22 protein-coding genes and 1 pseudogene are annotated in these 25,953 nt (G+C 48.0%); 10 read left to right on the forward strand and 13 right to left on the reverse strand.

Features of this window, described 5'->3' with window-relative positions; translation table 11 throughout:
* The first annotated feature begins 116 nt into the window (after positions 1 to 116).
* The 7 genes from RIC19_RS08625 (at position 117) to RIC19_RS08655 (ending at position 6,241) form a co-directional block, all read left to right on the forward strand.
* The gene (locus RIC19_RS08625; protein WP_350177902.1) at positions 117 to 2,102 is read left to right on the forward strand and encodes a monovalent cation:proton antiporter family protein; all 1,986 of its coding nucleotides are present in this window, start codon (positions 117 to 119) and stop codon (positions 2,100 to 2,102) included.
* A gap of 89 nt (positions 2,103 to 2,191) precedes the next feature.
* Positions 2,192 to 2,500 (forward strand): ArsR/SmtB family transcription factor, encoded by a 309-nt coding sequence (locus RIC19_RS08630; protein ID WP_350177903.1) that lies wholly within the window; start codon positions 2,192 to 2,194, stop codon positions 2,498 to 2,500.
* A 56-nt stretch (positions 2,501 to 2,556) separates the two neighbouring features.
* Positions 2,557 to 2,793, forward strand: a complete 237-nt coding sequence (locus tag RIC19_RS08635; protein WP_350177904.1) for a thioredoxin family protein — start codon at positions 2,557 to 2,559, stop codon at positions 2,791 to 2,793.
* Positions 2,794 to 2,796: 3 nt separating this feature from the next.
* Positions 2,797 to 3,771, forward strand: coding sequence for a permease (locus tag RIC19_RS08640; RefSeq protein WP_350177905.1), 975 nt, complete (start codon positions 2,797 to 2,799; stop codon positions 3,769 to 3,771).
* Positions 3,772 to 3,793: 22 nt separating this feature from the next.
* Positions 3,794 to 4,234: a nitrophenyl compound nitroreductase subunit ArsF family protein gene (locus tag RIC19_RS08645; protein WP_350177906.1), complete on the forward strand. Its 441-nt coding sequence runs from the start codon at positions 3,794 to 3,796 to the stop codon at positions 4,232 to 4,234.
* Positions 4,235 to 4,255: 21 nt separating this feature from the next.
* The gene (locus RIC19_RS08650) at positions 4,256 to 4,963 is read left to right on the forward strand and encodes an aromatic aminobenezylarsenical efflux permease ArsG family transporter (RefSeq protein ID WP_350177907.1); all 708 of its coding nucleotides are present in this window, start codon (positions 4,256 to 4,258) and stop codon (positions 4,961 to 4,963) included.
* Between the two features lie 3 nt (positions 4,964 to 4,966).
* Positions 4,967 to 6,241, forward strand: a complete 1,275-nt coding sequence (locus RIC19_RS08655; protein WP_350177908.1) for an acetolactate decarboxylase — start codon at positions 4,967 to 4,969, stop codon at positions 6,239 to 6,241.
* 50 nt (positions 6,242 to 6,291) lie between these two features.
* Here the strand turns inward: RIC19_RS08655 and RIC19_RS08660 are convergent, their stop codons facing one another.
* The 4 genes from RIC19_RS08660 to RIC19_RS08675 form a co-directional block, all read right to left on the reverse strand.
* A complete protein-coding gene (locus tag RIC19_RS08660) occupies positions 6,292 to 6,864 on the reverse strand; it encodes a Uma2 family endonuclease (protein WP_350177909.1) in 573 nt (190 codons plus the stop codon).
* An 87-nt stretch (positions 6,865 to 6,951) separates the two neighbouring features.
* Positions 6,952 to 7,518: a Uma2 family endonuclease gene (locus RIC19_RS08665; RefSeq protein ID WP_350177910.1), complete on the reverse strand. Its 567-nt coding sequence runs from the start codon at positions 7,516 to 7,518 to the stop codon at positions 6,952 to 6,954.
* 308 nt (positions 7,519 to 7,826) lie between these two features.
* Positions 7,827 to 8,372, reverse strand: a complete 546-nt coding sequence (locus RIC19_RS08670) for a fasciclin domain-containing protein (RefSeq protein ID WP_350177911.1) — start codon at positions 8,370 to 8,372, stop codon at positions 7,827 to 7,829.
* 245 nt (positions 8,373 to 8,617) lie between these two features.
* Entirely contained in the window at positions 8,618 to 9,490 is an 873-nt protein-coding gene (locus RIC19_RS08675; protein WP_350177912.1) for a tetratricopeptide repeat protein, read from the reverse strand.
* A 206-nt stretch (positions 9,491 to 9,696) separates the two neighbouring features.
* Here RIC19_RS08675 and RIC19_RS08680 point away from each other — a divergent pair, with 206 nt between their 5' ends.
* From RIC19_RS08680 to RIC19_RS08690, 3 genes are all read left to right on the forward strand, one after another.
* Positions 9,697 to 10,173 (forward strand): Dps family protein, encoded by a 477-nt coding sequence (locus RIC19_RS08680; protein ID WP_350177913.1) that lies wholly within the window; start codon positions 9,697 to 9,699, stop codon positions 10,171 to 10,173.
* A 184-nt stretch (positions 10,174 to 10,357) separates the two neighbouring features.
* Entirely contained in the window at positions 10,358 to 11,824 is a 1,467-nt protein-coding gene (locus RIC19_RS08685) for an SLC13 family permease (RefSeq protein ID WP_350177914.1), read from the forward strand.
* A 60-nt stretch (positions 11,825 to 11,884) separates the two neighbouring features.
* Positions 11,885 to 13,063 carry an MFS transporter gene (locus RIC19_RS08690; protein ID WP_350177915.1) on the forward strand — a complete coding sequence of 393 codons (1,179 nt, stop codon included), beginning with the start codon at positions 11,885 to 11,887 and terminating at the stop codon, positions 13,061 to 13,063.
* Here the strand turns inward: RIC19_RS08690 and RIC19_RS08695 are convergent.
* The 9 genes and pseudogenes from RIC19_RS08695 to RIC19_RS08735 form a co-directional block, all read right to left on the reverse strand.
* Positions 13,060 to 13,428, reverse strand: coding sequence for a hypothetical protein (locus tag RIC19_RS08695; RefSeq protein ID WP_350177916.1), 369 nt, complete (start codon positions 13,426 to 13,428; stop codon positions 13,060 to 13,062). The genes RIC19_RS08690 and RIC19_RS08695 overlap by 4 nt on opposite strands.
* A gap of 528 nt (positions 13,429 to 13,956) precedes the next feature.
* Entirely contained in the window at positions 13,957 to 16,995 is a 3,039-nt protein-coding gene (locus RIC19_RS08700; protein ID WP_350177917.1) for a T9SS type A sorting domain-containing protein, read from the reverse strand.
* Between the two features lie 210 nt (positions 16,996 to 17,205).
* Positions 17,206 to 20,241, reverse strand: coding sequence for an ATP-binding protein (locus tag RIC19_RS08705; protein ID WP_350177918.1), 3,036 nt, complete (start codon positions 20,239 to 20,241; stop codon positions 17,206 to 17,208).
* An 86-nt stretch (positions 20,242 to 20,327) separates the two neighbouring features.
* Positions 20,328 to 21,410, reverse strand: coding sequence for an ISL3 family transposase (locus RIC19_RS08710; RefSeq protein WP_350177919.1), 1,083 nt, complete (start codon positions 21,408 to 21,410; stop codon positions 20,328 to 20,330).
* Positions 21,411 to 21,503: 93 nt separating this feature from the next.
* Positions 21,504 to 22,085, reverse strand: a pseudogene (gene istB / locus RIC19_RS08715) (IS21-like element helper ATPase IstB); the annotation flags it as partial.
* A 12-nt stretch (positions 22,086 to 22,097) separates the two neighbouring features.
* Complete coding sequence (locus RIC19_RS08720) at positions 22,098 to 22,241, reverse strand: hypothetical protein (RefSeq protein ID WP_350177920.1); 144 nt, start codon at positions 22,239 to 22,241, stop codon at positions 22,098 to 22,100.
* A gap of 26 nt (positions 22,242 to 22,267) precedes the next feature.
* Positions 22,268 to 23,674, reverse strand: coding sequence for an IS21 family transposase (gene istA, locus RIC19_RS08725; RefSeq protein WP_350177921.1), 1,407 nt, complete (start codon positions 23,672 to 23,674; stop codon positions 22,268 to 22,270).
* A 424-nt stretch (positions 23,675 to 24,098) separates the two neighbouring features.
* Positions 24,099 to 25,115, reverse strand: coding sequence for a saccharopine dehydrogenase family protein (locus RIC19_RS08730; protein WP_350177922.1), 1,017 nt, complete (start codon positions 25,113 to 25,115; stop codon positions 24,099 to 24,101).
* Positions 25,105 to 25,533, reverse strand: coding sequence for an SRPBCC family protein (locus tag RIC19_RS08735; protein WP_350177923.1), 429 nt, complete (start codon positions 25,531 to 25,533; stop codon positions 25,105 to 25,107). Before RIC19_RS08735 ends, RIC19_RS08730 begins: the two co-directional genes overlap by 11 nt.
* Between the last annotated feature and the right edge of the window lie 420 nt (positions 25,534 to 25,953).

A 25,953-nucleotide genomic window follows, 5' to 3' on the forward strand; every position in this document is an offset into this window, starting at 1 on the left:
GCGCCGGGCATCAAAACTTTTGAAAAGAAGCAAGCGCCGTCATTAAACCAAATCCCACTTCGTACACTTAATTGCGTGAGTACCAACCTAATCCTCACCCGAAAAACCCAACTGCCATGCATTTCCCCTTATTGCAAGACCTGCTCATCTTCATGGGCTTCTCGGCAATTGTTGTTTATGCACTGCAGCGTATCCGGCTGCCCTCTATCCTGGGCTTTTTGGTGACCGGTATCCTAATAGGGCCGCATGGGCTGGGGCTCGTTAGTGAATCTGAGCAGATCGAACTCATTTCGGAGATTGGGGTAATCCTACTGCTCTTTGTCATTGGCATGGAATTGTCCATCAAGCATTTGGTATCCATTAAAAATACCGTTTTTATTGGAGGTTCCTTACAGGTTGGGCTCACGGTACTGGTAGCAGGCTCCGGGTACTACTTTTTAGGCAATAGCTGGGAAGAATCGCTTTTTGTTGGATTCCTGTTCTCGCTTTCCAGTACTGCTATTGTTCTAAAAGTACTGCAGGACCGCAACGAAATGTCGGCTCCACAGGGTCGGAATGCCCTCGCTATCCTCATCTTCCAAGATATCATCGTGGTGCCAATGATGCTGTTCACTCCAATTATTGCCGGTCAGGGGGGCGATGTCACAGGAAGTATACTGATGCTTCTGCTCAAGACTGCAGTGGTCATCCTGATTACGATTTTGAGCGCCCGCTACCTGGTCCCCCGGCTGATGCACGGTATTGCGAAAACGGACAGTCAGGAGCTATTCCTGATTACCACGATCACCATCTGTTTTGCGGTGGCTTTCCTGACCGCTGAAGCAGGACTCTCGCTGGCACTGGGTGCATTCCTGGCGGGGCTGGTCATTTCAGAATCTGAATACAGCCATCAGGCTACGAGCGTCATCCTGCCTTTCCGGGAGCTGTTTACGAGTTTCTTTTTCATCTCCGTGGGCATGTTGCTCGATCTGCAATTCTTCTGGGCCAATATCGGCATCGTAATGCTGATTGTAGTTGCTGTATTTTTCATCAAGTCTATCATCGCTGCTTTGGCAGTTGCAGTGCTGAAGTACCCTCCGCGCACCTTTCTGCTGACCGGCCTTGCGCTATTCCAGGTCGGTGAATTTGCCTTTATCCTTTCAAAAGTGGGCATTCAATATGACTTGCTGGACCCCGAAACCAATCAGTACTTCCTGGCCGTCTCCATCGTCTCTATGCTACTGACGCCATTCGTCATCATTTTCTCCGAGCGCATCGCCTTTGGCGTGATGAAGTTCCGCCCGATAGAGGCATGGGACAGAAAGATGGTGGCTTCAAAGGAGCAGGATCATTCCGTAGCCACAGACCAACTCCACAACCACCTGGTCATCATCGGCTACGGCATAAATGGAAGCAACCTGGCGAGGGCAGCCGAATTCAGCAATATTCCCTACGTAGCCGTGGAAATGAATGCCGAAACGGTCAAAACAGAACAGAAAAAAGGCGTACCCATACTCTATGGAGATGCCCGGCAGGACCATATCATGGAGGCTGTTAATATCCGTAAAGCCAGAGTCGTCGTTATCGCGATTTCGGACCCCGAGGGAACAAAAGTAGTCGTCCAAAATATCCGGATGGTCAGCCAGTCCGTCCACCTTATCGTCAGGACACGCTTCGTCAAGGAAATCCCCGAGCTCATCGCCTTGGGCGCAGATGATGTTATACCCGAAGAATTTGAAACTTCAATCGAAATCTTCTCCCGTACGCTTCATTACTTCCTCATCCCGGAGGACGATATCGGGCACTTTGCCGAGATTACCCGCTCGAATAACTACGGCCTTTTCCAGAATAAGAAAAGTATCCCCCGGACCTTCCGCCCCGGCAAATACCCGGAATTTGATATTACCTGCCTGAAAGTACGGACGGACAACCGGCGGATCGTAGGTAAAACGTTAAGTGAACTTGACGTAAGGAACCAATATGGTATTAACATCCTTGGGCTATCCCGAAAAGACGCGCTCATTACCAATAGCGGGCCGGATGAAATCCTGTTGCAACGGGACATCCTGTATGTAACTGGTAAACAGGAGAGTATTGATCAGTTTAGAAAGGTGATCGAGTAAAAGATTGATACATTCAGTGTTTTTCCGCTTCAGTCCTTGCAAAAGTCTATCGTTTATCGTAGTTTTACGATGGAATAAACACAGAAGTAATGAAAGTACTTGCAGAGCAGCCCATTTCTGAAAATGCAAACCAGGAACTCGCCCGGTTTGCCAAGGCCTTGGGGCACCCTACCCGGCTGCAAATCCTGCAACTGCTGGATTCTCAGGCGTGCTGCTTTACCGGTGACCTGGTTGAAGTTATTCCCGCGGCACAGTCTACCATTTCCCAGCATCTGCGGGAGCTTAAAAATGCAGGACTGATACAGGGCGAGATCAATCCGCCACGCGTGAAGTACTGTATCAATCAGGAAAACTGGCGTAAAGCCAAGTTGCTTTTCACGGCTTTCTTTGAAGAATAGCCACTTTTTTTATCATTAATCATCGTTAATCGACGATAAACTATAAATAAAAAGACATGAAAACCATCAAAATTTTGGGAACCGGCTGCCCTAAGTGCAAACAGACCGAAGCGGCCGTCCGCAAAGCCGTAGCCGACCTCGGCATTACTGCTGATATTCAAAAAGTAGAAGACATTCAAGACATCATGCTGTACAATGTGCTGAGCACTCCGGCGGTAGTCATCGATGAGGTCGTCCAAATCAAAGGGCATGTACCCAAGGCTGCTGAATTAGAAGCACTTTTAAAGGCCTAATCTATGTTCACCTGGATAGAATGGCTGGCGGATCAGCTGATTTTTGGCCTGCTGGGGCTTGCACCGGATACTCATCTGGGAGAAGCCCTGCATTTTTTCGTGTACGACACCGTCAAAATTCTGCTGCTGCTATTCCTCATCACCTTCATCATGGGCATTGTGAATGCCTACTTTCCGGTAGAGCGGCTACGTAGCTTTCTGCAGCGCAACCGCCTGTTCGGACTAGAGTACCTGTTAGCCTCCATTTTTGGAGCGGTGACACCGTTTTGCTCCTGTTCGTCCGTCCCTCTGTTCATCGGATTCGTACGGGGTGGCATACCGATTGGCGTTACTTTCGCTTTTCTTATCACCTCTCCCCTGGTCAATGAAGTTGCCCTGGCGTTATTCCTGGGTATGTTTGGGCTGAAGACCACGCTGATTTACGCGGGCTCCGGCATCTTGCTGGGTGCGGTCGGCGGATGGGTACTCGGAAGGCTGGGCGTAGAACGCTACCTCAGTGACTGGGTGCAAAAAATGGCAGAGCAGCCGGTGATGACGGGGGATTTCGAAGAAGACGGGCAGACTTTCCGGCACCGACTGCCTGGCATCACACAGGAAGCCCTGAGCATCGTACGCGGAGTCCTCCTTTACGTTATTATCGGTATTGGCATCGGTGCAGCTATGCATGGTTATGTCCCGGAAGGCTTCTTTGAACAATACCTGGGCGGAGGGCAATGGTGGACGGTACCATTGGCTGTCATTCTTGCTGTGCCTATGTACGCAAATGCGGCCGGTATTGTACCCGTTATTCAGGTCTTTGTGGCCAAAGGTATCCCCCTGGGCACTGCCATCGCCTTCATGATGGGCACTATCGGGCTTTCACTGCCTGAGGCCACCCTGCTCAAAAAAGTGATGACCATGAAACTGATCCTGATCTTTTTCGGGGTGGTGACCACCTTTATCATCTTATCCGGACTCTTATTCAATCTGATTCTATAAACAAACAAAAGTTAAATCCGACATGAAGTACTTATCTAATCTATTCGCCATTACACTACTTTTTGGTTTCTCAGCCTGCAACAGCAACGCACAGACCAATTCCGAGGCCAATACCCAAAAGGCCGCCGTTGTGGAAGTCATCGACTTTCATAACACCCACCGTTGCATGACCTGTCAAACCATCGAAGACAAAACCAAAGCGGCTTTACAGGAAAAATTCCCCGAAGCTATAGCGGAAGGTAAGCTGGTCTTCAAAACCGTAAATGTTGACCTGGAAGAAAACTATGACATCGCTGCCGACTTTGAAGCGGCTGGCACTGCCTTATTTGTCCACACCCGGAAAAACGCAACAAGCCAAAAAACGGACCTGACCAATTTCGCTTTCATGAATGCCACAAGTGACAATGGCAAATTTGAGGCGGGGCTAATCGAAGAGGTAGAAAAAGCACTGCAACAACTGTAAACAAACTCAAATCCCCAATTTATGGAATGGCTCAATGAGCTGGCACAGCATAGCGAGGCGCCCTTTTGGGCAGCCTTCGCGCTGGGGCTACTGACCGCAGTAAGCCCTTGTCCGTTAGCTACCAACATCACGGCTACGGCTTATATCTCCAAAAACTTAGAAAGTAAACGAGCCGTACTCTGGAGCGGTGTGTTATATACCCTGGGGCGTGGCATCAGCTATACGGCTATCGGCCTGGCGTTGTTTTGGGGCGCAAGCAAGTTTCACCTGGCCCGCTTCTTTCAGTCCAACGGAGAACTGTACCTTGCGCCTATCCTGATTATTGTCGGCTTGGTCATGCTTGGGGTTATCAAACTGGACTTCCTTGGCAAAACCAATTTTACCGAGCGGTTCACCGAGCGGTTCAAAGACAAGGGCGCGCTTGGCGCATTGGTGCTCGGTATTCTGTTTGCGCTGGCATTCTGCCCCTATAGTGGGGCGCTATACTTTGGCATGCTTATACCTATGAGCATTAGTCAGGCTTCCGGGCTTTATCTGCCTGTTGTGTTTGCAATTGGCACCGGGCTGCCGGTCCTGCTATTTGCCTACCTGCTGGCCTACAGTGCTTCGGCTATTGGCAAAACATTCAATATCATACGGAAGGTAGAGCTTGGCATGCGCTATGTGGCGGGCGTGGTTTTCGTTGGGATAGGGGTTTATTATCTAGCTATTTTTACAAATCTAGTTTAATATATGCGTTGGTTTCTCGTATTCTTTTTTGCAACTGTAATCAGCTTTTCGGCACAGGCTCAGCAGGTCTTTACCGCTGGGGCCGCCCGTAATGTGATGATGGGTACCGATCTTTCGCCCCATGTTCGACTCGATACACTTTTAGAGCATCCCCACCTTTTCGCACTGGGCCCGGTAGAAGACCTGCAGGGCGAAATCACCGTATTCGACGGGCAAGCGTTTACCGCATCTGCTACTACTGGCATCATAACTCAGGTCAGGCCCGGTATACGGGCGCCATTCCTGGTGTACGCCTACGTCCCACGTTGGGCTGCCTACGAGATGGACCACCACATTGACGGGCCAAAAGCGCTGGAAACGCTGATCGACAGTCTGGGGCAAGCCCATGGTTATGGGCCAGAGGAAGCGTTCCCCTTCCGCTTATCCGGTCAATGGGACCAGGTGGACTATCATATTATCATGCGGGACAAGACAGAAAAGCAACACAGCCATGCTGCTCATGACCGTGCCAAACGACGCTTTACTTTGGAGCAGGCAGCGGGCGATATTGTAGGATTCTTCTCCCGTAATCATCAAGGTGTATTCACCCACAAAGGCCAATTTATCCATCCGCACTTCCTGGCTGCCGACCGCAGTACCACCGGACACCTCGATGGGTTACAGCACCATGGCCGCTACACTGTGTACCTGCCGGCCACAGGTAACCGGGCACCGCTAAGCGTGCTCGATACAGACTTTTCCAAAGGAAAATTGCAACACCATCAATTGGTAACCCTCGAAGATCTCACCCGTTTCCACGGGCACCGCTGCGATGGGCTGGCAGTTGGTTTCGTCGGTTTAAAAACGGTACTCTATGAACTCTTCCCCGATTCCGTCATTGACCGCACCAGCCTGCGGGCAGTCAGTAAGCCGGCGCCCTGCCTTGTGGATGCTGCCACGTATATGACTGGTGCACGCTATCCCTTCAATACCTTCTATACCACCCGGGACATACCTTACCTGTTTATCGTTCAACGTACAGACAATGGCCAAACGCTGGGCATTCAGCTGAAACCTGGCGTGAAGCCCGCAGAAATCATCCGTCTGTCGGCGCTCGCCGAGCAGCGGAAGTTATCAGATGGTGATTTATTAGCGCTTAAACGACTGGAAGATAGGTTTACAGACTTTATCCTGCGTACGCCCCCGGAGCAACTGTTCGAAATCACTCCACTGCCAGAATTCGATTGGCAACCGGTACTGCGCAATGATTTTATCAAAACAGATGTGCTGAATAAATAAAGTCGAAGAAGAGATGAGGTTCTGACCAAAGGGGGGACTTGACATTAAACCTACACCCCCACCCCCTGATACACCTCCCCCAGCTTCAGCTCCAAATCCAGTGTAATGAAGGAAAAGGTATTGTCAAGGCCAGCCACAGGCTCCCGAATGATCCACTCGCCCGCATCGTTCCGGTAGAAACCCTCTATCTGGCATTGGTCCTGTGCGACCAATATATACTCCCGCAGGCTATTGATAGCCCGGTAAGCTTCGAATTTAGGACCGCGGTCACGGGCTGCCGTGGAGTCGGAAAGCACTTCGATTAACAGGAGGGGATTGAGCAGGGTGTCGGGGGCATTTTCCAAATAATGCTCCTCTCCTTCCGTGAGCACGAGATCCGGGTAATAATATTTATCATCTATACCAGATTTTACGCGTAGTTCGGATGGATACAATTCATACCTGTCTAAAGGTCCGAGATAATTCCAAAGAATGGTCGTTAAATTCCTGACTAATCGATTATGCTCTTTACTACTTCCGCCCATAGCAATCAGTTTTCCATTTTCGTATTCATGGCGTTCTTCCTGTTCTGCTTCCCACTCCAGGTAGGCGGATGGGGATAGTACGGTGGTTGCCTCTGCCATTGGTTATTTTTTTTCTTGAAGATTAAAGTACGGTTTTCCCGGGAAAGAGGCAAGGCGGGTGTAGCCTGCCAATCTTGCCAAAAAAACCTACACACCCAACACAGCCGAAACCTCTACCGCTTTCATAAAATCTGTAGCTATTTCATCACCCGGCAGGAAGATATGGATATCGGTATAACCCTTTGGGCCAGGGCTGCGGTAACGCTCTATCTGCATATCCTGCAGGTTGACGATCCAAACCTCTGGAATGCCATGGCTGGCGTAAAGGGGCAGCTTGATATCCCGGTCTTTTTCGAGGCTGCTGTCAGCAACTTCGATGAGCAAATGAATATCTTCAGCAACAGGATGTGCATTAACATAAAAGTCCGACCGATAACTCAACAAGCTTAAATCTGGTTCCGGCTCAGAATAATCATCGAGCTGTATAGGATCTTGCACACCAAGGATGATAGATGAGGGCAGCAGCTGGCTAAAAAGCCTAATCAAACGTTTCACTGTCCCCGCATGATTACTTTTTATCGGGCTCATATCCACAATTTTGCCATAGAGCAGTTCGACACGCTGCTCCCCGAAAACGCCGGCCTCCCCCATACGATGGTAGGCTTCTGCGGAGAAGCGGTGGGTATCGGTTATTTCTGTGGTCCGGGAAGTCATAGTCTTATCTTTGTTGCAAAATACAGAAATAAGGACATTTATGCAACGGCAATCACTCAGGCTACAGCTTCATTACTCTAAGAAACACTCAGGAAGGGTAAAATAAACTTTGAATAGCCTCTGGCGGAGACAAACAGCTCTTATCAAGCTATCTGAGACGCCCCATAGCAGGAAGGGCGTTTCTAATGGCTAATGCCCGCCTTAGTAGTACTTGAAGAGCAGACAGAAAAGTATTACCCAATCAAATAGCAAAACCCGGATATCAGCCGTGCCAATATCCGGGTCCTTGCAATTTAAGCTTTCAATACTTACGGTAACAAAACGGTGTCTATAACATGTATCACGCCGTTTGACTGATTGACATCATAAGTTATGACATTAGCAACATTGCCTTGTTCATCTTTGACGACCACATTCATCGGACCGTTCATCATAGCGGTTAGGGTGGCGCCATTCACAGTGGTCAGGGTAGCACTGCCATTCCCCTTTTTGATGGCTCCCATAATAGTCTTGGCGTCGTATTTTCCGGCAACGACGTGGTAGGTCAATACGGCTGTCAACTTGTCTTTGTTTTCAGGCTTTAGCAACGTCTCCACCGTCCCTGAGGGCAGATTCTCAAACGCATCATTGACCGGAGCAAAAACCGTGAATGGCCCATCTGATTTTAGCGTTTTCACCAGCTCGGCAGCCTTTACAGCAGCGACCAGCGTTGTGTGGTCTTCCGAGTTCACCGCATTATCTACAATGTCCTTAGTGGCAAACATCGCTTCTCCGCCTACCATAACTGTACTTTCCTGAGCGCTCAGGGTAATGGCAAAGACCAGACCCAGCACTGTTAGTGCAAAATTCTTCATAATGATTATTGATTATTTTGATTTGATGGATATACGCGGCCATAAGGGGTCGCGGATTTTCAGGCCCCCTATTTTTTTTTAAAAAAAATTAATTTTGCCGCTCCTCAGGAAAAAAATCTGGCATGGAAAAAATCGCTCTACCCCTGTGGGAAGCGACCTCCTCAGTCCCTTGTTGTATACTTAGAAAATAGTAAAGGTGTTACCTAACGGATATTGCAACCCCACTGACCAATGCCGTAGAACCTTTACAACGCCCGTAAATTATCAATCATCTGACGGGCATTCTTCGCATTGCGGTAGCCCTTCATTACAGCTTGCCGCAATAGCGCATCCGCTTCATCGAAGAACCCCAGGGAAGCTTTGGCTATCGCCATATTAGCGTAAGCGATGGCCTGCCCGGGATCGAGCGCTATAGCCTTTTCGAGATAGTGAACGGCTTGCTCAAACTGCATGGTATGGGTCAGGTGGAGCGCCCCAAGGCTGGTGTAGGTTTCTGCATAGCCCGGGTCCAGGCTAATGGCTTTCTCGTAGCAGGAAGCAGCTTTATCATACTGCCCGGTCAGCCGGTAGCAGATGCCCAGGTTGGTCCAGTAAGACGCCGTATCCGGCCGGATTTCCAGCGCCTGCTGATGCGCATCGATGGCTTCCTGATAGTAGCCGAGCTGATTATAAGTATTGCCGAGTACAGCATAGGCTTGCGCCAAATCTCCTTTTTGAATACCCGGGTGGGCTATCGCCTGCTGAAGCGTGGCAATTGCCTGCTGGTATTCTCCATCCTGATGCTGTTGACTGCCTTTTCCGAGCAGCCGCTCCGGCCCATCCGGAGACTGAGTGGGTTCCGGTACCGGGGCATCCGCTGCTTTCCTGAGCTGAGTGACGGTTTGGATGAGAATCTGCCGTAGCTGGTTCTTCTCGATCCCATAGCGCTCTGCTGTGATGATGCCCAGTTTCCACTCCCGCTCCACGGCATTCAGGCGGGCGGCATACTGCAGCAGCTCTTCTTCGGTCACCTGCCCCCTGAGTTCCGGCAGGTGGGCCCTAAGCCGGTCCATCACTTCTTTTAGCTGATCATTGAGCAGCATGTTTTTTAGTTCGTCCGGCAGGTTTTGTTGGCTCATGGTATAATAGTGATCTTTGATACTGCAGCAATTTAGGCATAAATGAGCAATTGCCGGCCCGCACTGATCAAAGGCGGCTCCTACCCCGGGGTTAGTGATACAACTCACTGACTATCGTAGCAAAATTCGGCAATTTGCACCTATACAACAGTGGCACTGCCCTGCCGCTGAAGCTAATTTTTATCACACGAAAAAACTAAAACAACATGACCAATACCTTGAGCCGCATCGGACTTGACCAAGAACAATCACAGGTACTTTCCAATAAACTCAACACCCTGCTGGCCAACTACCAGCTCTTCTACATGAACGCCCGGGGGTTTCACTGGAACATCAAAGGCAATAAGTTCTTCGAGCTCCACCTGAAATTTGAAGAGCTGTACAACGACTCCCTAATCAAAATCGATGAGATTGCTGAGCGCATCGTTACCCTGGGATTCACCCCTTTGCATACCTATGAAGACTACACCCAAATTTCGGCTATCCGTCAGGCAAAAAATATCTCAGACGGCGTGGAAGCCGTAAAAGAGATCCTCAAAGGCTACGAAGTCCTCCTGCCACTGGAGCGGGAGCTGCTGGATCTGGCCGGTGATTCCGGAGATGAAGGCACCAATGCCCTTATGAGCGACTACATCCGCGAGCAGGAAAAACTGGTTTGGATGTATTCGGCTTATCTGGGATAACAGGACCGACAGGCTTTGACGTCGATGGCACCGTAATCTTCCTGTTGGAGGTTACGGTGCCGTCATTTTGGGGGCCTTTATTTACCCTGTAAAGCGATACCTGCAACTCACCTTTTCGGATTACCTTAGCAGCATCTGACCGGTGTCAGCCTTTGTTTACTGCCCCGGTAAAGAACAAAACCCTATGAAAAAACAGCAAATCGGGCTCCTGCTAGGCCCCTTACTTTTTGTCGCCACCCTGATTTTTGCCCATCCGGAAGGGTTGAGCCGCGAAGCCAATGCGGTCCTTGCCTCTACCCTATGGATTGCCACCTGGTGGATACTGGAGGTGATCCCTATTGCCGCTACCGCTCTGCTGCCCATCGTACTTTTTCCACTCACCGGCGCACTGGACCTAAAAGCCACTACCGCTTCTTTTGGCCATCGGTACATCTTCCTGTACGCCGGCGGGTTTATCCTGGCGATTGCTATCGAGCGGTGGAACCTGCACCGGCGCATAGCCCTTCATATTATCCGCTATATCGGCACGAATGTCAGAAGTATTATCCTGGGCTTTATGGTTGCTACTGCTTTCCTATCCATGTGGATTTCCAATACCGCTACAGCCGTCATGATGCTGCCCATCGGGCTCGCTGTTGTCACACAACTTAAAGATAACCCCAACACCCGGGCGGATGAAAACCGAATCTTTGGCAAGATACTTATGCTGGCCATTGCCTACAGCGCTTCCATTGGAGGCGTAGCCACCCTGATTGGCACACCGCCCAACCTGGTCCTGGCAGGGATTGTACAGGAGATTTATGGCATAGAGATCACCTTTTCCCAATGGATACTCATCGGTCTGCCTATTTCCATCATCATGCTCGTCATCTGTTGGTACTACCTTACCCATTTTGCCGCCTCCTTTGAACAAAAGTCTTTCCCGGGCGGCAAACAGGAAATACAACGACAGATGAATCAGCTCGGCCCTGTCTCGTATGAAGAAAAACTGGTCCTGGGGGTTTTCGTGCTTACTGCAGTAGCCTGGATTACCCGCTCTTTCCTTCTGAATCAATTTTTACCTGCTCTGGACGATACGATAATTGCGATCATGGCGGCTACCACCCTCTTTATTTTACCGGCAGGCAAGGCTCACAAGCGCCCCTTGGTGGAATGGGAGGAAGCCGTCAGGCTGCCCTGGGGCGTGTTGCTGCTATTCGGCGGAGGGCTTGCTCTGGCGGAAGGGTTCAAAACCACAGGGCTCGCAGGATGGATCGGGGGGCAATTGTCTTTGCTTGAAGGGCTACCGCTTTTTCTACTGCTGCTTATCCTGGTGGCTGCAGTCAACTTCCTGACCGAAATCACCTCCAACCTGGCCACCACTGCCATGCTCCTTCCCATACTGGCTCCTCTGGCCATGGCCATCGGCGTGCACCCCTACGTACTGATGGTGGGCGCGACCCTGGCGGCTTCCTGCGCGTTTATGCTGCCGGTTGCTACTCCGCCCAATGCGATCGTTTTTGGCTCGGGATACCTCAAAATACCAGATATGGTCAAAACAGGCGTATGGCTGAATTTAATCTCTATCCTTCTGCTCAGCCTGATGGTTTACCTGCTTTTGCCCTACGCGTGGGGCTTCGATCCGTTTGTATTTCCAGACGAGCTCAAATAATTGCTCCCAAAGGTTTTTTGAAACCAAACTTCATAACGAATCCTGGTAATGCTTTGCCCAATGACAAATCAGCTAACCCCGCCCCAATACACCCTGCCCGTTATCATCTTCGCCCAGTTCACCGGCACTTCTCTTTGGTTTGCCGGCAATGCAGTCCTCCCGGATCTGCAGATGGCATACGGGCTGCCCGGGGGCGCGCTCGGCGGGCTGACCTCTGCGGTGCAACTTGGCTTTATTATTGGCACCCTGCTCTATGCTATTTTTATGCTGGCCGACCGGTTTTCTCCTTCACTGGTTTTTTTGTTTTCTGCTCTACTCGGCGCTTTATTCAACCTGGGCGTTGGGACAGTAGGCACAGATTATTCCAGCATCCTGCTGCTGCGCTTTCTAACCGGGCTGTTCCTCGCGGGCATCTATCCGGTAGGCATGAAAATAGCCGCCGACTGGTATGCTGCCGACCTGGGCAAAGCATTGGGATATCTGGTTGGCGCGTTGGTGTTGGGTACCGCTTTTCCGCATTTGCTGCGCTTTACCGCTGCGGAAGTCCCCTGGCAGCGCGTCATGCAGGGCACTTCTTTCCTGGCAGTTATGGGTGGGCTGTTAATTTGGTGGCTGATCCCTGACGGTCCCTACGGGCGATCCGGCACCGCCTTCAAGCCGGCTGCCATCGTTGCCATCTTTCGCATCCCGGATTTCCGGGCAGCAGCCCTGGGCTACTTCGGGCACATGTGGGAACTGTATGCCTTTTGGGCATTTGTCCCCGTTATCTTGCTAGCCAGGTTTCCGGAACTTTCTCCTGCCTCAACGGCTCTTTTTGCCTTCGGGGTCATTGGTGCGGGTACACTTGGCTGTATTTTAGGTGGGTATTGGTCATTGCGCACCGGCAGCGCTAAGGTAGCTTACGCCATGCTGCTGATCTCCGGGCTTCTCTGCCTGGCCTCTCCCCTGATCTTCCAGCTACCGGGATGGGCTTTCACAGCACTGCTTTTCCTTTGGGGCTTTGTGGTGGTAGGCGATTCCCCACAGTTCTCAACGCTTGTAGCCCAAAACGCACCGCCCGAATCCAGGGGTTCCGCCCTGACTATTGTCAACAGCATTGGCTTTGCGATTACCATCTTCAGTATTCAGGGCTTAACGTACCTGAGCCAGGACTGGGGCATATCGAACAGCCTTTGGATACTTTTCTTCGGCCCGGCACTGGGCCTTACAGCTACCCGAAGATTATTCCGTTCGGCTTAGACCCATTCCGATGGGGAAGCTATTGCCTGACCTAAATCCCTCATACTCTGAACAAAGTACCAGATCCCGCCAACCAATGGTGGCAAGGCTAAAACGAACCAAAGGTAACCTACCCAATTTGTGGGCTCATAGTTGAATGCACCTGCTGTCTGGGCACCGGCAAAGAGCACCAAACAATACGCTGTAGCCGCCAAAAAGTAATTAAGGTGCAGCCGGCTTTGCAAAAGAATGGCTTTGAGCAGGCTGCTTCCCAGTTGCCAGCAACCTAAAAAGAAGGCCGCAACAAAAGTGAAGGGGAAGAATACAGAAGACCCAAGAAGCAAGCTCTGGACGACGTTATCAATGGTGAACAATACCTTTTTCATGTTTGGTGGTTTTGATTACACCAAAGATACAGGCTTTATTCATAATTTTCAATACTTTTTGAAAGTTATGAATAAAAACAATCTCCCTTTACGCTCCCGATTACCGGCTGCCGCTTAGACGCCGAATAAGTCAGGCTGTCAAAAATGCCTCCAGTAAGCTAAGTGGGACTGCCAGCCACAGTAAATCAAAAGGCAGCAGACCCAGATGGCCGGTGACTACCCCATAGTGCCCTGCGATTTTCATATTCTGTTTTTAATATGCCCAACGGTTTGCACATGCGCAGCCCAGCCTTCATAAACGTCTTCTCAACGCTTTAACCTGGCGTAATTTAGGACTTTTCAACCGAAGAATCAACGTCGTGGCCGTGTTGACTTATTCGCATTGTTATTGCCGGTTTTCTTTTTTCATATATTAAGGATATTCGGTGTAAAAGATTGATTGGAAAGGGAAATAATAGGATAGTAATAAAAAAGATCACCTAGAACATATTAATATTCTAAGTGATCTTTGTATTCAAAATTGCTTATTTATTTGATTACAATAAATGATTTAGTCATCAGATGCTGTCCATTTGATAAAATTAACTGGTATGTTCCATCAAGTAGATTTTGGGTGTTTAAGTCCCAATTATCAGTATCATTATGTTTGGTGATGGTATAATCTTGAATTGTTTGTCCAAATGTATTCACTATACGCAGTGAGATATTTCCTCTCCAATCATTATCTAGTTTGATCTGACCCGTCGTACTGACTGGATTAGGAAATATTGTTACTGCCGTTGGTGGCACGATGATGTCCTCTTTCGTACTAGTAAGCATAAGGCAAGAAGTGAGATTGGCATCAAAAGCACTTTCCGTGGCTCCTATGTCAATACAGCTGCCTTGGACTCTGGCACTCCCCTTAACATCGAGGTCAGCTACATCATCAGGCAATATACCTCGATCGACTGCTGGACTGGTCTCTGATAAGTCGGTAGTGCCTACTACGAATAGTGGGTCAGCATCTTGCTGATCTTGTGCTACCGCCCATGCACTAGCTGCACTGTCACTAAATAGGTTACCTCCTAGAGAAGTCAAAGTCGCACTAGCACTTGCAGCTAGTACACTTGTAAAGTCAGGGGTATAGAGGATGTTGTTTTGCAAAGTTATAGCAGCCTGATCTGCAGCGATGATGGCAGGTGATGATCCAGTAACAGTACAGTTGGTCAAGGTCACAGGCACTGCTTGAGCGACTACGACTGCTGAGGCATTATTGGGTCCGCTATGACCTGCGAATAGGCAATTGTCGATAGATACGTCTAGTCCTGGTACGAAACCAGCTACAGATGCCATACCTATACCGAGTGCCTGAGGGCTATCATTATTACTAAAGGTGGTCTGGCTGATGCGTATAGTACTATTGCTTGTTGTAGCTTTAAAAAATAGCAAGCCTCCAGCGTTGCTTTCAGCACTATTGCCTGAGATCTCACAATTGCGAACCTCAAGTTGATTGTCACCCGCCTGATCTCTTAATGATAGACCACCTCCTGATCCTGAGACTGTATTATTCATTATTGTACAATCTGTAATTATTGAAGTGCCACCACTTGCAAAATTTCCATACACAACATCTAATCCTGCTCCAGTTGATATACCACTTTCAGCCGTATTACCAATAAAGGTACAACCGTTGATCTGATAGTTATTATTTTGCACACTAGATTGGCAAGTCAATCCACCTCCGCTTCCGGCTGTGCTAGTATTACCATTAAAAATGCAATTTTCAACTGTTGCAGATTGATTTGCAGTAAGTAGTGTTATGACAGCACCACCACCTTGGGTTGAACTATTGCCTGAGAAAGCACAGTTGGACAAAATTGGATTAAGCCCATTAGATAGAGACATTCCTCCTCCAACACCTATTATAGCAGTGTTATTGGTAAAGAAAGAGTTCTTGAAATTTATATGAGCTTCAACAGATGTAAATCCGCCACCTGTGTCTCCTGCAATATTTTCTGAAAATTGGCAACTATCTATTTCGACACCGTTTCCAGGGACGAATGCAACAAACAAACCGCCACCATTCATACCTGCTTCATTTCGCTGAAAGCGACAGCCAACTACCTTTCCTCCAGCTGCATCAGCAGTACGGTAATAAGCTCCGCCACCGTGATCTTGGGCAAAGTTGTCTTTCAAAATACAGTTACTAAGTTGCAGCGGCCCGAAAGTAAATAAACCAGCACCTCTAATGTCCGTTAATATACTTGGATCACCGTCTGCATGACCTCCAGAGACCGTAAATCCATCTAGTACACAGGCTGCACTAATCGTATTATTACCATAGACAACATTTTCTACATTGTCAGATCTATTAATCGAAAAATTATTGCTCACATCATCTCCGTTGATATCACCTGAAAGTATAGTCTCATACAAAGAAGGATTTCGCTGTGACCTATTCGTCTCTGTACCATTAAATCCACCGTACAATTGGACGTCTTGCCAGAGTAGAAACATTCTCTTGGTTGGGTCGGGTGATACTGCTGGCACTTCGGGTGTATAGGTGCCTTCTGCTACCCAGATCTCTTCGTTGGGCTCAGCATTGTCTAGGGCTGTACTTAGGCTTGTGTAGGCATTGGCCCACGAAGTACCGTTATTTGCTCCAGTGGCGTCTGCATCTACATAGGTGTACGGTGAAGCAACTTGGAGGCCATTTCTCGGGTATTGAACTTCCTCAATCGTCTGCCAATCGTCTGACATAACTAGAAGCATCAATGGGTTTTCGATGTTTTCGGCATAAAAATAATACGAGTTTTGTATCCCTTGAGCACCTTGAGTGAGGCCTAGACCACTAAGCAATGCAGCAGGAGCAGGAGCACCTCCCAGAAATATGCTATCTATAAAAGTAGTACCATGCTTTATCACCAAAACATCATAAGGAATGCTTGGGCCAGCTAAGGTAGGTACTGTAACTTTACCCCAGCCAGCAGCTTCATATTGATGCTCAAGGTATGACACTGCTCTGCCAGGCACATTATCTAGTCCAAAAGCTGCGATAGATACATTAAGGTCAAACACAATCTCAGTATTTGTAGTCCAAGTGTCACCATAGTTTGTTGGGAAGGGTAGTTCATAATTAGGCACAGGGAATACAGTTGCATTACCAGAAAATACCAATTGATCGTCAGGGTTGCCACTCAGAGGGCCTAAGCTTAGGGATTGCTCAAGCTTATAAGTGCCCACCTCGGCTATGCCATCTGATGTCTTTCTAGTATGATACTCACTAAATAAATCTAATGGACCAAATACTGAGCGGCTTATAAAGTATCTAGTAGCATCTGCGAATTCTGGTCTAACGGCTGAAAAATACTCGTCAGTGTACATAAACTCAGGGGCGATCGAGCCAAAATCGTATTGAATGTTTTCTCCCTCCAATTCAAAATTGATTACTGGAGTATAACTGAGTAGTCTCTCATCATTTAGATTGGGGCTATGCGGAGTATTGCTTTCGGTTAAAGTTATCTGTCCCTGCAAGGGCATAAAAATGCAAATGAAAAGAAGGATAAACAATGTAATTTTTGTAGCCATGATAATTGCTTAAAAAGGTTAATTAATGAGAGCAAAGTAAGTCTCATTAGCCTCTATGACGTTATCAAAAAAATCACATCTAATATAAAATTTGATGCATCAATTTATTATATTATTGATTATCAACACTTTACGAATAAGCCTACTTTTCTCGCTTCTGCAGGGAAGAAGCTTTTTTTATGTAAAAGTAATTTGATATCTATCCTAGTGTCATCCCTTCTGAAAGGAACCCGGGGTCTTGCCAAATTGATCCTTGAAGCATTTGACAAAATAGGCTACACTGCTAAAGCCGACCAAGTAGGTCACCTCTGATACATTCTTATCCTCTTGCTCTAATAGCACAAGGGCTTTCTGCAAACGGATATATCGGATGTAATTGTTGGTGGTCATATCCGTTATTGACTTCATCTTTCTATTCAATTGTGATCGACTGAGTCCGATTTCTTCGGCGAGTATGTCTATACTGAAAATAGGATTTGCCATGTGTTTATTGATTATATCTCCGATTTGCTCTATGAATTGATTTTCGACCGGATTGCCCTCCAATGGTGTAATTTTGACCAAAGGAGACTGCAGCAGTTTGTTTCGCAGATTGACCCTTAACTGTATCAGTGCTTTGACTCTTATATTTAATTCTTTGGCGTGGAATGGCTTCAGCAGGTACTCGTCCGCACCGAGTTCTAGTCCTGTCATCTTATCTTCATCATTAACCTTTGCGGTCAGCAAGATCACTGGTATGTGACTTGTATTGACATCCGATTTTATTTTTTTGCAAAATTCAAAACCATTCATCACCGGCATCATTACATCGCTGATCACGAGTTCGGGCATGTAGGCTTTTGCCATTTCGAAGCCAATTTTACCATTTTCTGCCTGTAGGATGTGGAATCGGTCATCCAGTGTGCTTTTGATATAATCTCGTACATCATTGTTGTCCTCCACAAGTAGGATAGTGGGTTTACTGTAGCTTGGATCTTTGACCTTAGCTAGTGCAGTAGCATCTGTGGTAGCTAGTCCCGACAGCAGCTCCATATCGACTCTGGAGCTTATGCGGGAGTCAGCAGCCTTATGTATGTCAGCTTGCTCTAAGTGGGCATTGCCTCGTTTTAGTCTTAATGTGAAAGTAGTGCCTTCGCCTACTTGGCTCGTAACGGTAATATTGCCGTGATGCATGTCGATTAGCTCTTTGGCAAGGCTAAGGCCGATACCACTACCCTCTATGGCATTTTCTGTCGAATTCTCTACTCTGAAAAATCGCTCAAAAACATAAGGTAGATTCTCTGGACTAATCCCAATTCCTGAGTCAATGATATCTACCTTGACTTCATCAGCTTCTTCAGTAATCATAAGCGATACGGTGCCGCCTTTCGTGCTGAATTTGTATGCATTGGAAAGCAGGTTGAAAAATATGATTTCCATTTTCTCGATATCAACCCACATCTGCAGGCGATCTACGCTGCTTTCAAATCTCATCTGTAGGCCATTGGTATCTGCTAGCGATTCAAAAGACATAAAGATCCCTTTGGCAAAAGAGATGAATTCAGTCTCTTCGACGTCCAAGGAGACATGCTTATTTTCAATTTTGGATAAGTCTAAGAGCTGATTTACCATGTTGAGCAATCGATTAGATTGGTGTAGGGCTCCTTGCATGAGCTTGATGTCTCCTATATCATTAACCTTGTCGATGAGCTGCTCTAGAGGGCCCATAATCAACGTAAGTGGGGTACGAAACTCATGGGATATATTGGTAAAGAACCTCGTTCGCATTTCGGAGTTTTCTTGTAGCACCCGATTGCGATCCTCTAATATCTCTACACTATTTTTCTTTTCTAAGATTACGTTCTCTTGTGCCTTGAGTAGCTTAGACCTTATGTAGAGTAGTGACCCCAGGAGTAAAGTGATCAGCAAGGCAGCAAAACCAATGATATTTCGACTTCTGGTTTTCTGAATTACGGCTTCCTTCAGCAGAGCTACTTTCTTAACTTCTTCACTATGAAGATTGGCTTCCATTACGGCAAAGTTGTCGACAAACATCTGGTTCTCGATACTGTCTCGGGTAGCATAATATTCATTGGCAACGGCCCTGTACTTATCGGCTTGTGCCGTATTGTTATAAATGTCGATAAGAAAAGCCCTTGCACTTTGTACGGTCTCTAGGTCGGAGGTTTGCTCGCCTAAGTCCATGATATCCATTGCTAGCTCTTCGGCCTTCTTCAGATCACCTTGAGCTATATAGAGGGTTGTTAAGCCCTTAAGTAGATAAAATTGCTCGAAGGATGGAAGATCCTTATTTTCATTGTAGATCGGCAACAATAGGTCGATGCCTTCCTGGATTTTACTTTCTCGCAATAGCTTTTTACTTTGCATAACCGTGAATACCAAGATGAACCGCTCATCATCAATCTCTTGGGCTATTTCCATTCCAATATTGGCATATTCGTCAAATGCCTCGTCAGGTGCATTGTGTTCGGCAAGGTTCATGAGGCTATACAACTGGCCTCTCTTATCACCGATTTCTCTTTTTATGGCAAGGGCCTTCTGATAGTATTCTGTAGCTTTTTTGTCATGTCTAATGTTGAAATAAAGGGCTCCTATATTATTGGAGATGACGGCTTCTGCATTCCTCTGACCTTGCTCGACTGCTTGCTGCAATGCCAATTCGTAAAGCGCTATACTTTTGGCTACTTGACCTAGTTGGTTGTAGATCCGTCCTTGATTGTTATAAAGTATAAATTTGTCTTTCTCTTCGCAGTATTGGAGGGCTTTATTACTAATCGTCAGGGCTTGGTTGAGGTCTCCTACTCTTTCATGATAAGAAGCCATATTGGTGTAAATACGAAAAATAAACGGCCGCTCTCCTAGACTCAATGCGATGGGCAGTGCCTCTTCGAGGGCAATCCGCAGTGAGTCATACGCTCCTAGCAGTCGATTTCCTTCACCGATTGCCATGAGACTTTCTACCACATGGGAAGAATCCTTAAGTGCTCTAGAAATCGTAAGTGCCTCTTTAGCAGCGTCTAGTCCTTTCTCTATCTCGTTGGGGTAGTAGTGCTCTTGAAGGGAGAGTAAGGTGGCGATTCTGTCCTTTCCTTCTTGCTTTTGCAGGGCGTGCTGAAGGCTGTCTATAACAGGATCGGAAGTGACATCTTGTGCTATGCTTTGCAACGATAAAAAAGAAAATAGCACGATAAACAGTATAAATCTGTGAGTAGCGGTAATTACCTTAAAGTATTTGCAATTGTTCATTTGTATCCTTATAGAACAATAAAGATACTATTGATCTCAAAATTTCTATATAATTGGTAATTCTATTATTCGGCTCTTCGCCATATTTAGTGGATTTTCAAATCAAGGCCTCCGAGTTTGAAGTAGATCATTAGGATAAAATTGAATGGGTTTCGATAGCCTCTGGCAATTCTCTTTATTTCCTGAATCTTTAGGTTCACCCCTTCAGCGAAAGCATTATTTGCCAATCTTTTGAAGTAGGTCTTAATACCGTACCAATGGTCATGGAGCATATTGACAAACTCCTGGATGGGCTTGATCCCGCTGCCCCAAGCCATCTTTATCCACTCATTGAGCGGCTTGAGGCGCTTTGAAAACTGAGCCGCATCGAAAACTTCCCGGAATAGCTCTTTGAGGCGGTAGGCCTGGCCCAGATTAGGGAATGCTTGTTTTAACAAGTCCAGGCGTTGTTGCTGCTTTTGAGATAACTTGCTGGCATTGCGCAGCCATAAATACCGGCTGTGCTTGAGCGCCTCCTTAAACTGCTTTTGTTCTGCTCTTCGAATAGTATCAATAGCTTCATTAAGCTTTTTGACTAAATGAAAGCGGTCAAAAACCATCTCGGCTTGTGGAAGAAGGTAGGACTCACAGACCGCGATATAGGAGCGTGACATATCTAGAGTCACTGACCGTACTGTAGCCCTGTCTGCGCCACGGGCTTCCATATCGATAAGTGCTTCGCCTACAGCTTTTTGGTCTTTGCCCAGAGATACGCCTACTACCTTTTTAGCTTGCCGGTCACATAGGATGGTCAGGTAGTTGTGCCCTTTCTTTCGTGAGGTCTCGTCGACAGATAGGTCCTTGACCGCTCTTAGCTCCTGAGTAGCCAAAGCATTGCTGACATGGCGGCCCACTATACGGCTAGCTATACGAGAATCAAAGCTGTAGTGGCGGCCTACTGCAGAGGCGCTCATGCCTTTATCCATGAGCTTTAGAACGTCAAGCTCAAATAAAAGGGTAAAGGAGCTGCCCGGCTCAGCCCAGGGGACCGCTACCAGGCGTACCTCTCCTGACTCCGTCTTCACCCGCGGCACACGTGCGTGCAGATAGCAGTCATGCTGGAAAAAACGCAGATGCCGCCAACTCCGTAATTGATGATCGTGCACAGGGCACATCTCGCCCTCGTGCATATTCCGGAGTCATTGACCCCCTAATTCCGGTCTCATTGACCCCCTGTTGATAACTGAGCACATTTGCTCTGGCGGGGGATGTTGGTAAGTCGTTTACGAAGATAGGTTATTTGTTGATTTTCTCATGCTTTCCCCCCGAAGTTCTATGCGGTGTGCCCTATGCACGAGCCGGTCAAGGATAGCGTCAGCGATCGTGGGCTCGTCAAAGTACTCATGCCACTTAGCGACAGGGAGCTGTGAGCAGATCAGTGTAGCGCCGTTTTGGTAGCGGTCCTCGAGGATTTGCAGCAGCAGCAGCTTTACTTTGTGGGAGATGGGCTGCAAGCCAAAGTCGTCGAGGATAATGAGCCTGGCTTTCTGGAGCCGGTTGAGCCATTTGACCGTCGAGCCGTCAGCTTGTGCCAGTGCGATCTCTTCGCACAGGCGGTTCATGTTGAAGTACAGGGTGCGCAAGCCCAGGGCGCAGGCATGGTGCCCCAGGGCGCAAGCCAGGAAAGACTTCCCGCAGCCGGTCGGCCCGGTGATCAAGAGGTTCTCGCCGCGCTCTATCCAGGCCCTGTCGCTAAGCCTGGCCAGTTCTGTGCGGGAGAGGTTGCGGTGCTCAGAGCATAGAATGTCCTGGATGTTAGCCTGGTAGCGCAGCTTGCTCAGGCGGGCGTACATTTTCATGCGTTTGGCCTGGCGGTGCTACTGTTCGGCATCGGCCAGGCGGGCGATGAGCTCGTCGCCCTGGAGCTGTTCATTGAGGGGGAGCTCCAGGATAGCCTGGTAAGCATCTGCCATGCCGGCAAGCTTAAGCTCCCGCATCAGTGTCAAAGAAGCATTGGTCATGATTATTGATTTTGGTGAAGTAAATGTTATTGATAAGCCTGCGGCCCGCGGATATTGCTGTGCTCGGGGGGCGAGAAGGCACCCAGCTGCTGCGGTTGCTGGTCAAGCTTGCGCTCGAGGATGTTCTTAAGCATGCCGTAGGATGCTTTGCCAGCGCCCTGGCAGCGCACGGCAGCCCTCTCCAGCCTCAACGGGGTGTACTTTTTGCCCAGGGCCAGGATGCCCCGGCAGGAGTTGTAGCTCTGGCTCTGTTGGGCACGCGAGAGGAGCACCTGCCCCATTGCCCATTCTGTAGCCGGGCCTATCTTTTGGGCTTGCTCTGCAAAGTAGGCGGCGTCATAGCCCTGGGCTTTGCGCCACTCCTGGTGGCTGCGGGGCATGTGGGCTTCCTGGGTCTGGTAGAGGTACGTGCCATGCGGCGGCAGCCGCTGGTGCGAAGCGACGCGCTTTTGGCCCACAAAGACCTCCACCGCCCTTGATGTGTAGGTGGCATAGGCTTGCTTGCCTACGTACTGGAAGGGCACAGAGTAGAAGTTTTTCTCTTCGCCCAGGAAGATGTGGTAATTGCGCTGGACTTTTGCAGAGGTGCTTTTCTTAGCTTCGAAGCGGTGGCTGGGCAAAGCGGACAACAGCTGCTGCTCTTCTGCCTCAAAGCAGGACAGCCGGGAGCCCGGGCGCTTCTGGAAGGGGAGCAGGTTGTGCGCTTCCACAGCTGGGGCTATGGCGTGGTTCAGCTCGCTAAGGCTATGGAAGGTTTTATTGCGCAGCGGCGCATAGACGCGCTTGTAGACGGTGCTGACCATATTCTCTACGCTGGCTTTGTCTTTTGGCTTGCCAGGGCGGGCGGCCTCGAGCCCGCAGCCGTAATGGGCTGCAAGCTGCACGCAGAGCTCATTGAAATCAGGCTCGTAGCGCCCAGGGCGGGTTACAAAAGCCTTGAGGTTGTCCGAGAGGATGACTTGCGGCACGCCGCCAAAAAAAAGCAGGGCTTCTGTGATGCCGTGGGCCAAGTCCAGTACTTTCTGAGAGTGCAGCGCGATGGCAAAGGTATACTGGCTATAGGGCAGCACCGCTACCAGGGCCTGGCAATCGTGCACCTGCCCGTCCTCACGGCTTACCCACTGCATGGTCTTGCCTGCAAAGTCCAGGTATACCGAATGGCCTGGCTTGTGCGACAGGGCCATGGACAAGCCCTTGCCCTGCAAATGGCGCCCCAGGCGCTCGCAGAACTGACTGTAGCCATAGCCCCCGGGTTGCGCCTCGTGCAGCTCCCCCTCTTCAACGGCAAGGGCTTGGGCTACAGTGCCATAGGCAGCCTGCGCGCGTTGCACGTAGGTTTTGACGGTATTTTTGGATACCTGCAGGCGCTTAGCTGTGCGCTTGTAAAAACCACAGGCTTGGTAAGCCTCTAAAATCTGGCGTATCTCGTCCATTCGTTTGGTTTTGCTCTTCATCCAGCCGTTTTTATGGCTAGATTAAGGATTAAAACCAACATCGCCCAGGCATTGCAAAAGGGGGTCAGTGGCTCCGGAATGTTATTAACATCACGGGGGTCAATGACTCCGGAACGTTATTAACATTTAGGGGGTCAATGACTCCGGAACAGGGGGGGCAGACTAAATCGGAATGGGGGGTCAAAGGGACCGGAATACGCACCGAATAAGTCAGGCTGTCAAAAATGCCTCCAGTAAGCTAAGTGGGACTGCCAGCCACAGTAAATCAAAAGGCAGCACACCCAGATGGCCGGTGACTACCCCATAGTGCCCGATTCCACCGCTCAGCTCCAGTTTCGTACAACACCAGAGCGTAAAGTCTTGGCTTGCAGCCGACTTTCGCTCTTAATTATTGTAAACCGTATTATTTTATTTCAACTCCTTCTATTTCTTTCAGCCATTCAGTGCCAAGCATAGAAGGGGTCAAACAACCTTTTTTACCTTTATATTCCGAAATCAATTCAATCACCTTCTCAATGCAGTTCACTGTAAAAAGATAAGCTTCTGGACCTTTTATTTCAACACTTGCCGTTTCGTTATTGTCGTTTTTGGCAATTGCCTTTATATAAGTTTTACCTTTTTTCAGCTGACTGTCAGAAGGCCCTTCGGGGAAAAATTTAATCAACCTATTAAGCAGTAAGTTTCTCAACCATTTTAGCTTACCTTTCATCATGCTTACCACAAAACCTGGGAATTCAGAATAAGTTTCTATGTTAGAAACAGATGTTGAAAGGCGAGCTGTATATAAGTCAGCACGCCATGGGTTATAAACGGCCTTAAACTGTTTTGCATAAACGGTAACATCCATCTCACTTTGAGCTGGTTGTGCCATTTTGTATTCACCATCAATTAGAATATGCCCTGCTTTTTGGATATCTTTCAAAACGGTTTTTAGTGTCCCTCGGGAAGCACCTCCAATTGTTGCGTAAGCGATGGTGAGCTGATTAGGATTTTGGAGTTTACTACACGCGATTTTAGCGGCAATATCAGTAGGTACCACACCGAAACCTGCTGCGGGAATTATAAAAATGCCTGATTCCCGCGCTTCAGTATCATATTTAAAGGCATTTTCCATTTCAGCAAATTCGCCAGCAATATCCAAGTAGTGTGTTTTTGAACTTATACAGCCCTGAATTAAACCATCTTGGGTAGCTGAAAATGGCCCTGCCAAGTTCACAAGAAAATCGACATCTTGTAAGTGTTTAGCCGAATCTTCGGTGCTGAAGATACGCGTAGCACAGTTTAATTCTTGCCCCGTTTGCTCAACCTTTGTGCTCCTTGCTGCAAGAATTGGCGTCCAGCCTTTAGCAATTAAATATTTGGCAAATAGTTTTCCGGTGTAGCCATTGGCTCCATAAATTAAAATTTGCTTATTTCTCATTTTCAATTCTTTCTTTTAGCGCTAAGTTATGAGCAACAAAAGCCCGCTCCATTTTTTGGATAAGGTTCTTTGAAATAAAAACGGAAAGCACCCCTGTAAAATACTCCCCATGTTCCAAGATGGTGAGGTTTTCATTTTGCTCTTTTAAACGGTAGTAGTGCTCGCCCGCTAAAAGAAAGCTGGCCACTTGCTTTCCTTTCCAAACTATCTCTTTATTTTCTTTGAAAGAAAGCAGTGTTGCTGCAAATGTATTTTCTAAAGGAACAATGGTTGTTTTGATTGTCTCTCCTTCTGATATCTTACCTGTGATGTGAGAAACCAGAGGATTCCAATCAATATATCTTTCAAAGTCGATTAGAGTTTTCCATACCCTTTCCTTTGGAGCAATAATTTCTACTTTGGTGTGATACTCTTTCATGTTTTCATTGTTTACAACATGAGCGCCAACGCAGCTGGCCCACTTCTCTAAGCTACCAAAATTTCAACAGAAATCAAGAACTCAAAGCTCGTAATCAACTTCGATAGAAATCAGGGCAGGTTAACGGTTACGCATTGTTGCACAAAACCTAAAGGTAACTAAAGCGGGCACCTAAGCAGCCGGTTCGTTACCTTTAGAGCATGTTTGGAGCGGTTTCGCCATGAAAATCCAGGATTTATGGTTCTGGCAAAGTCACTAAATTTGAGTTTAGCGGGCTACATGAAAATTTAGAGCTTGTTGGGACTTTTGTCTTCTAGTCGAAAACTAACAATTTTTTGGTTAGACGAGGCACGAAAACCGGAGTTTAGCCTTAGCTAAATGAGGATTTTCGGGACGAAGTGTAAGCAAAAAAGTGTAGTT

It is taken from the genome of Phaeodactylibacter sp. (genome assembly GCF_040219495.1).
In the GTDB taxonomy this organism is placed as follows: domain Bacteria; phylum Bacteroidota; class Bacteroidia; order Chitinophagales; family Saprospiraceae; genus Phaeodactylibacter.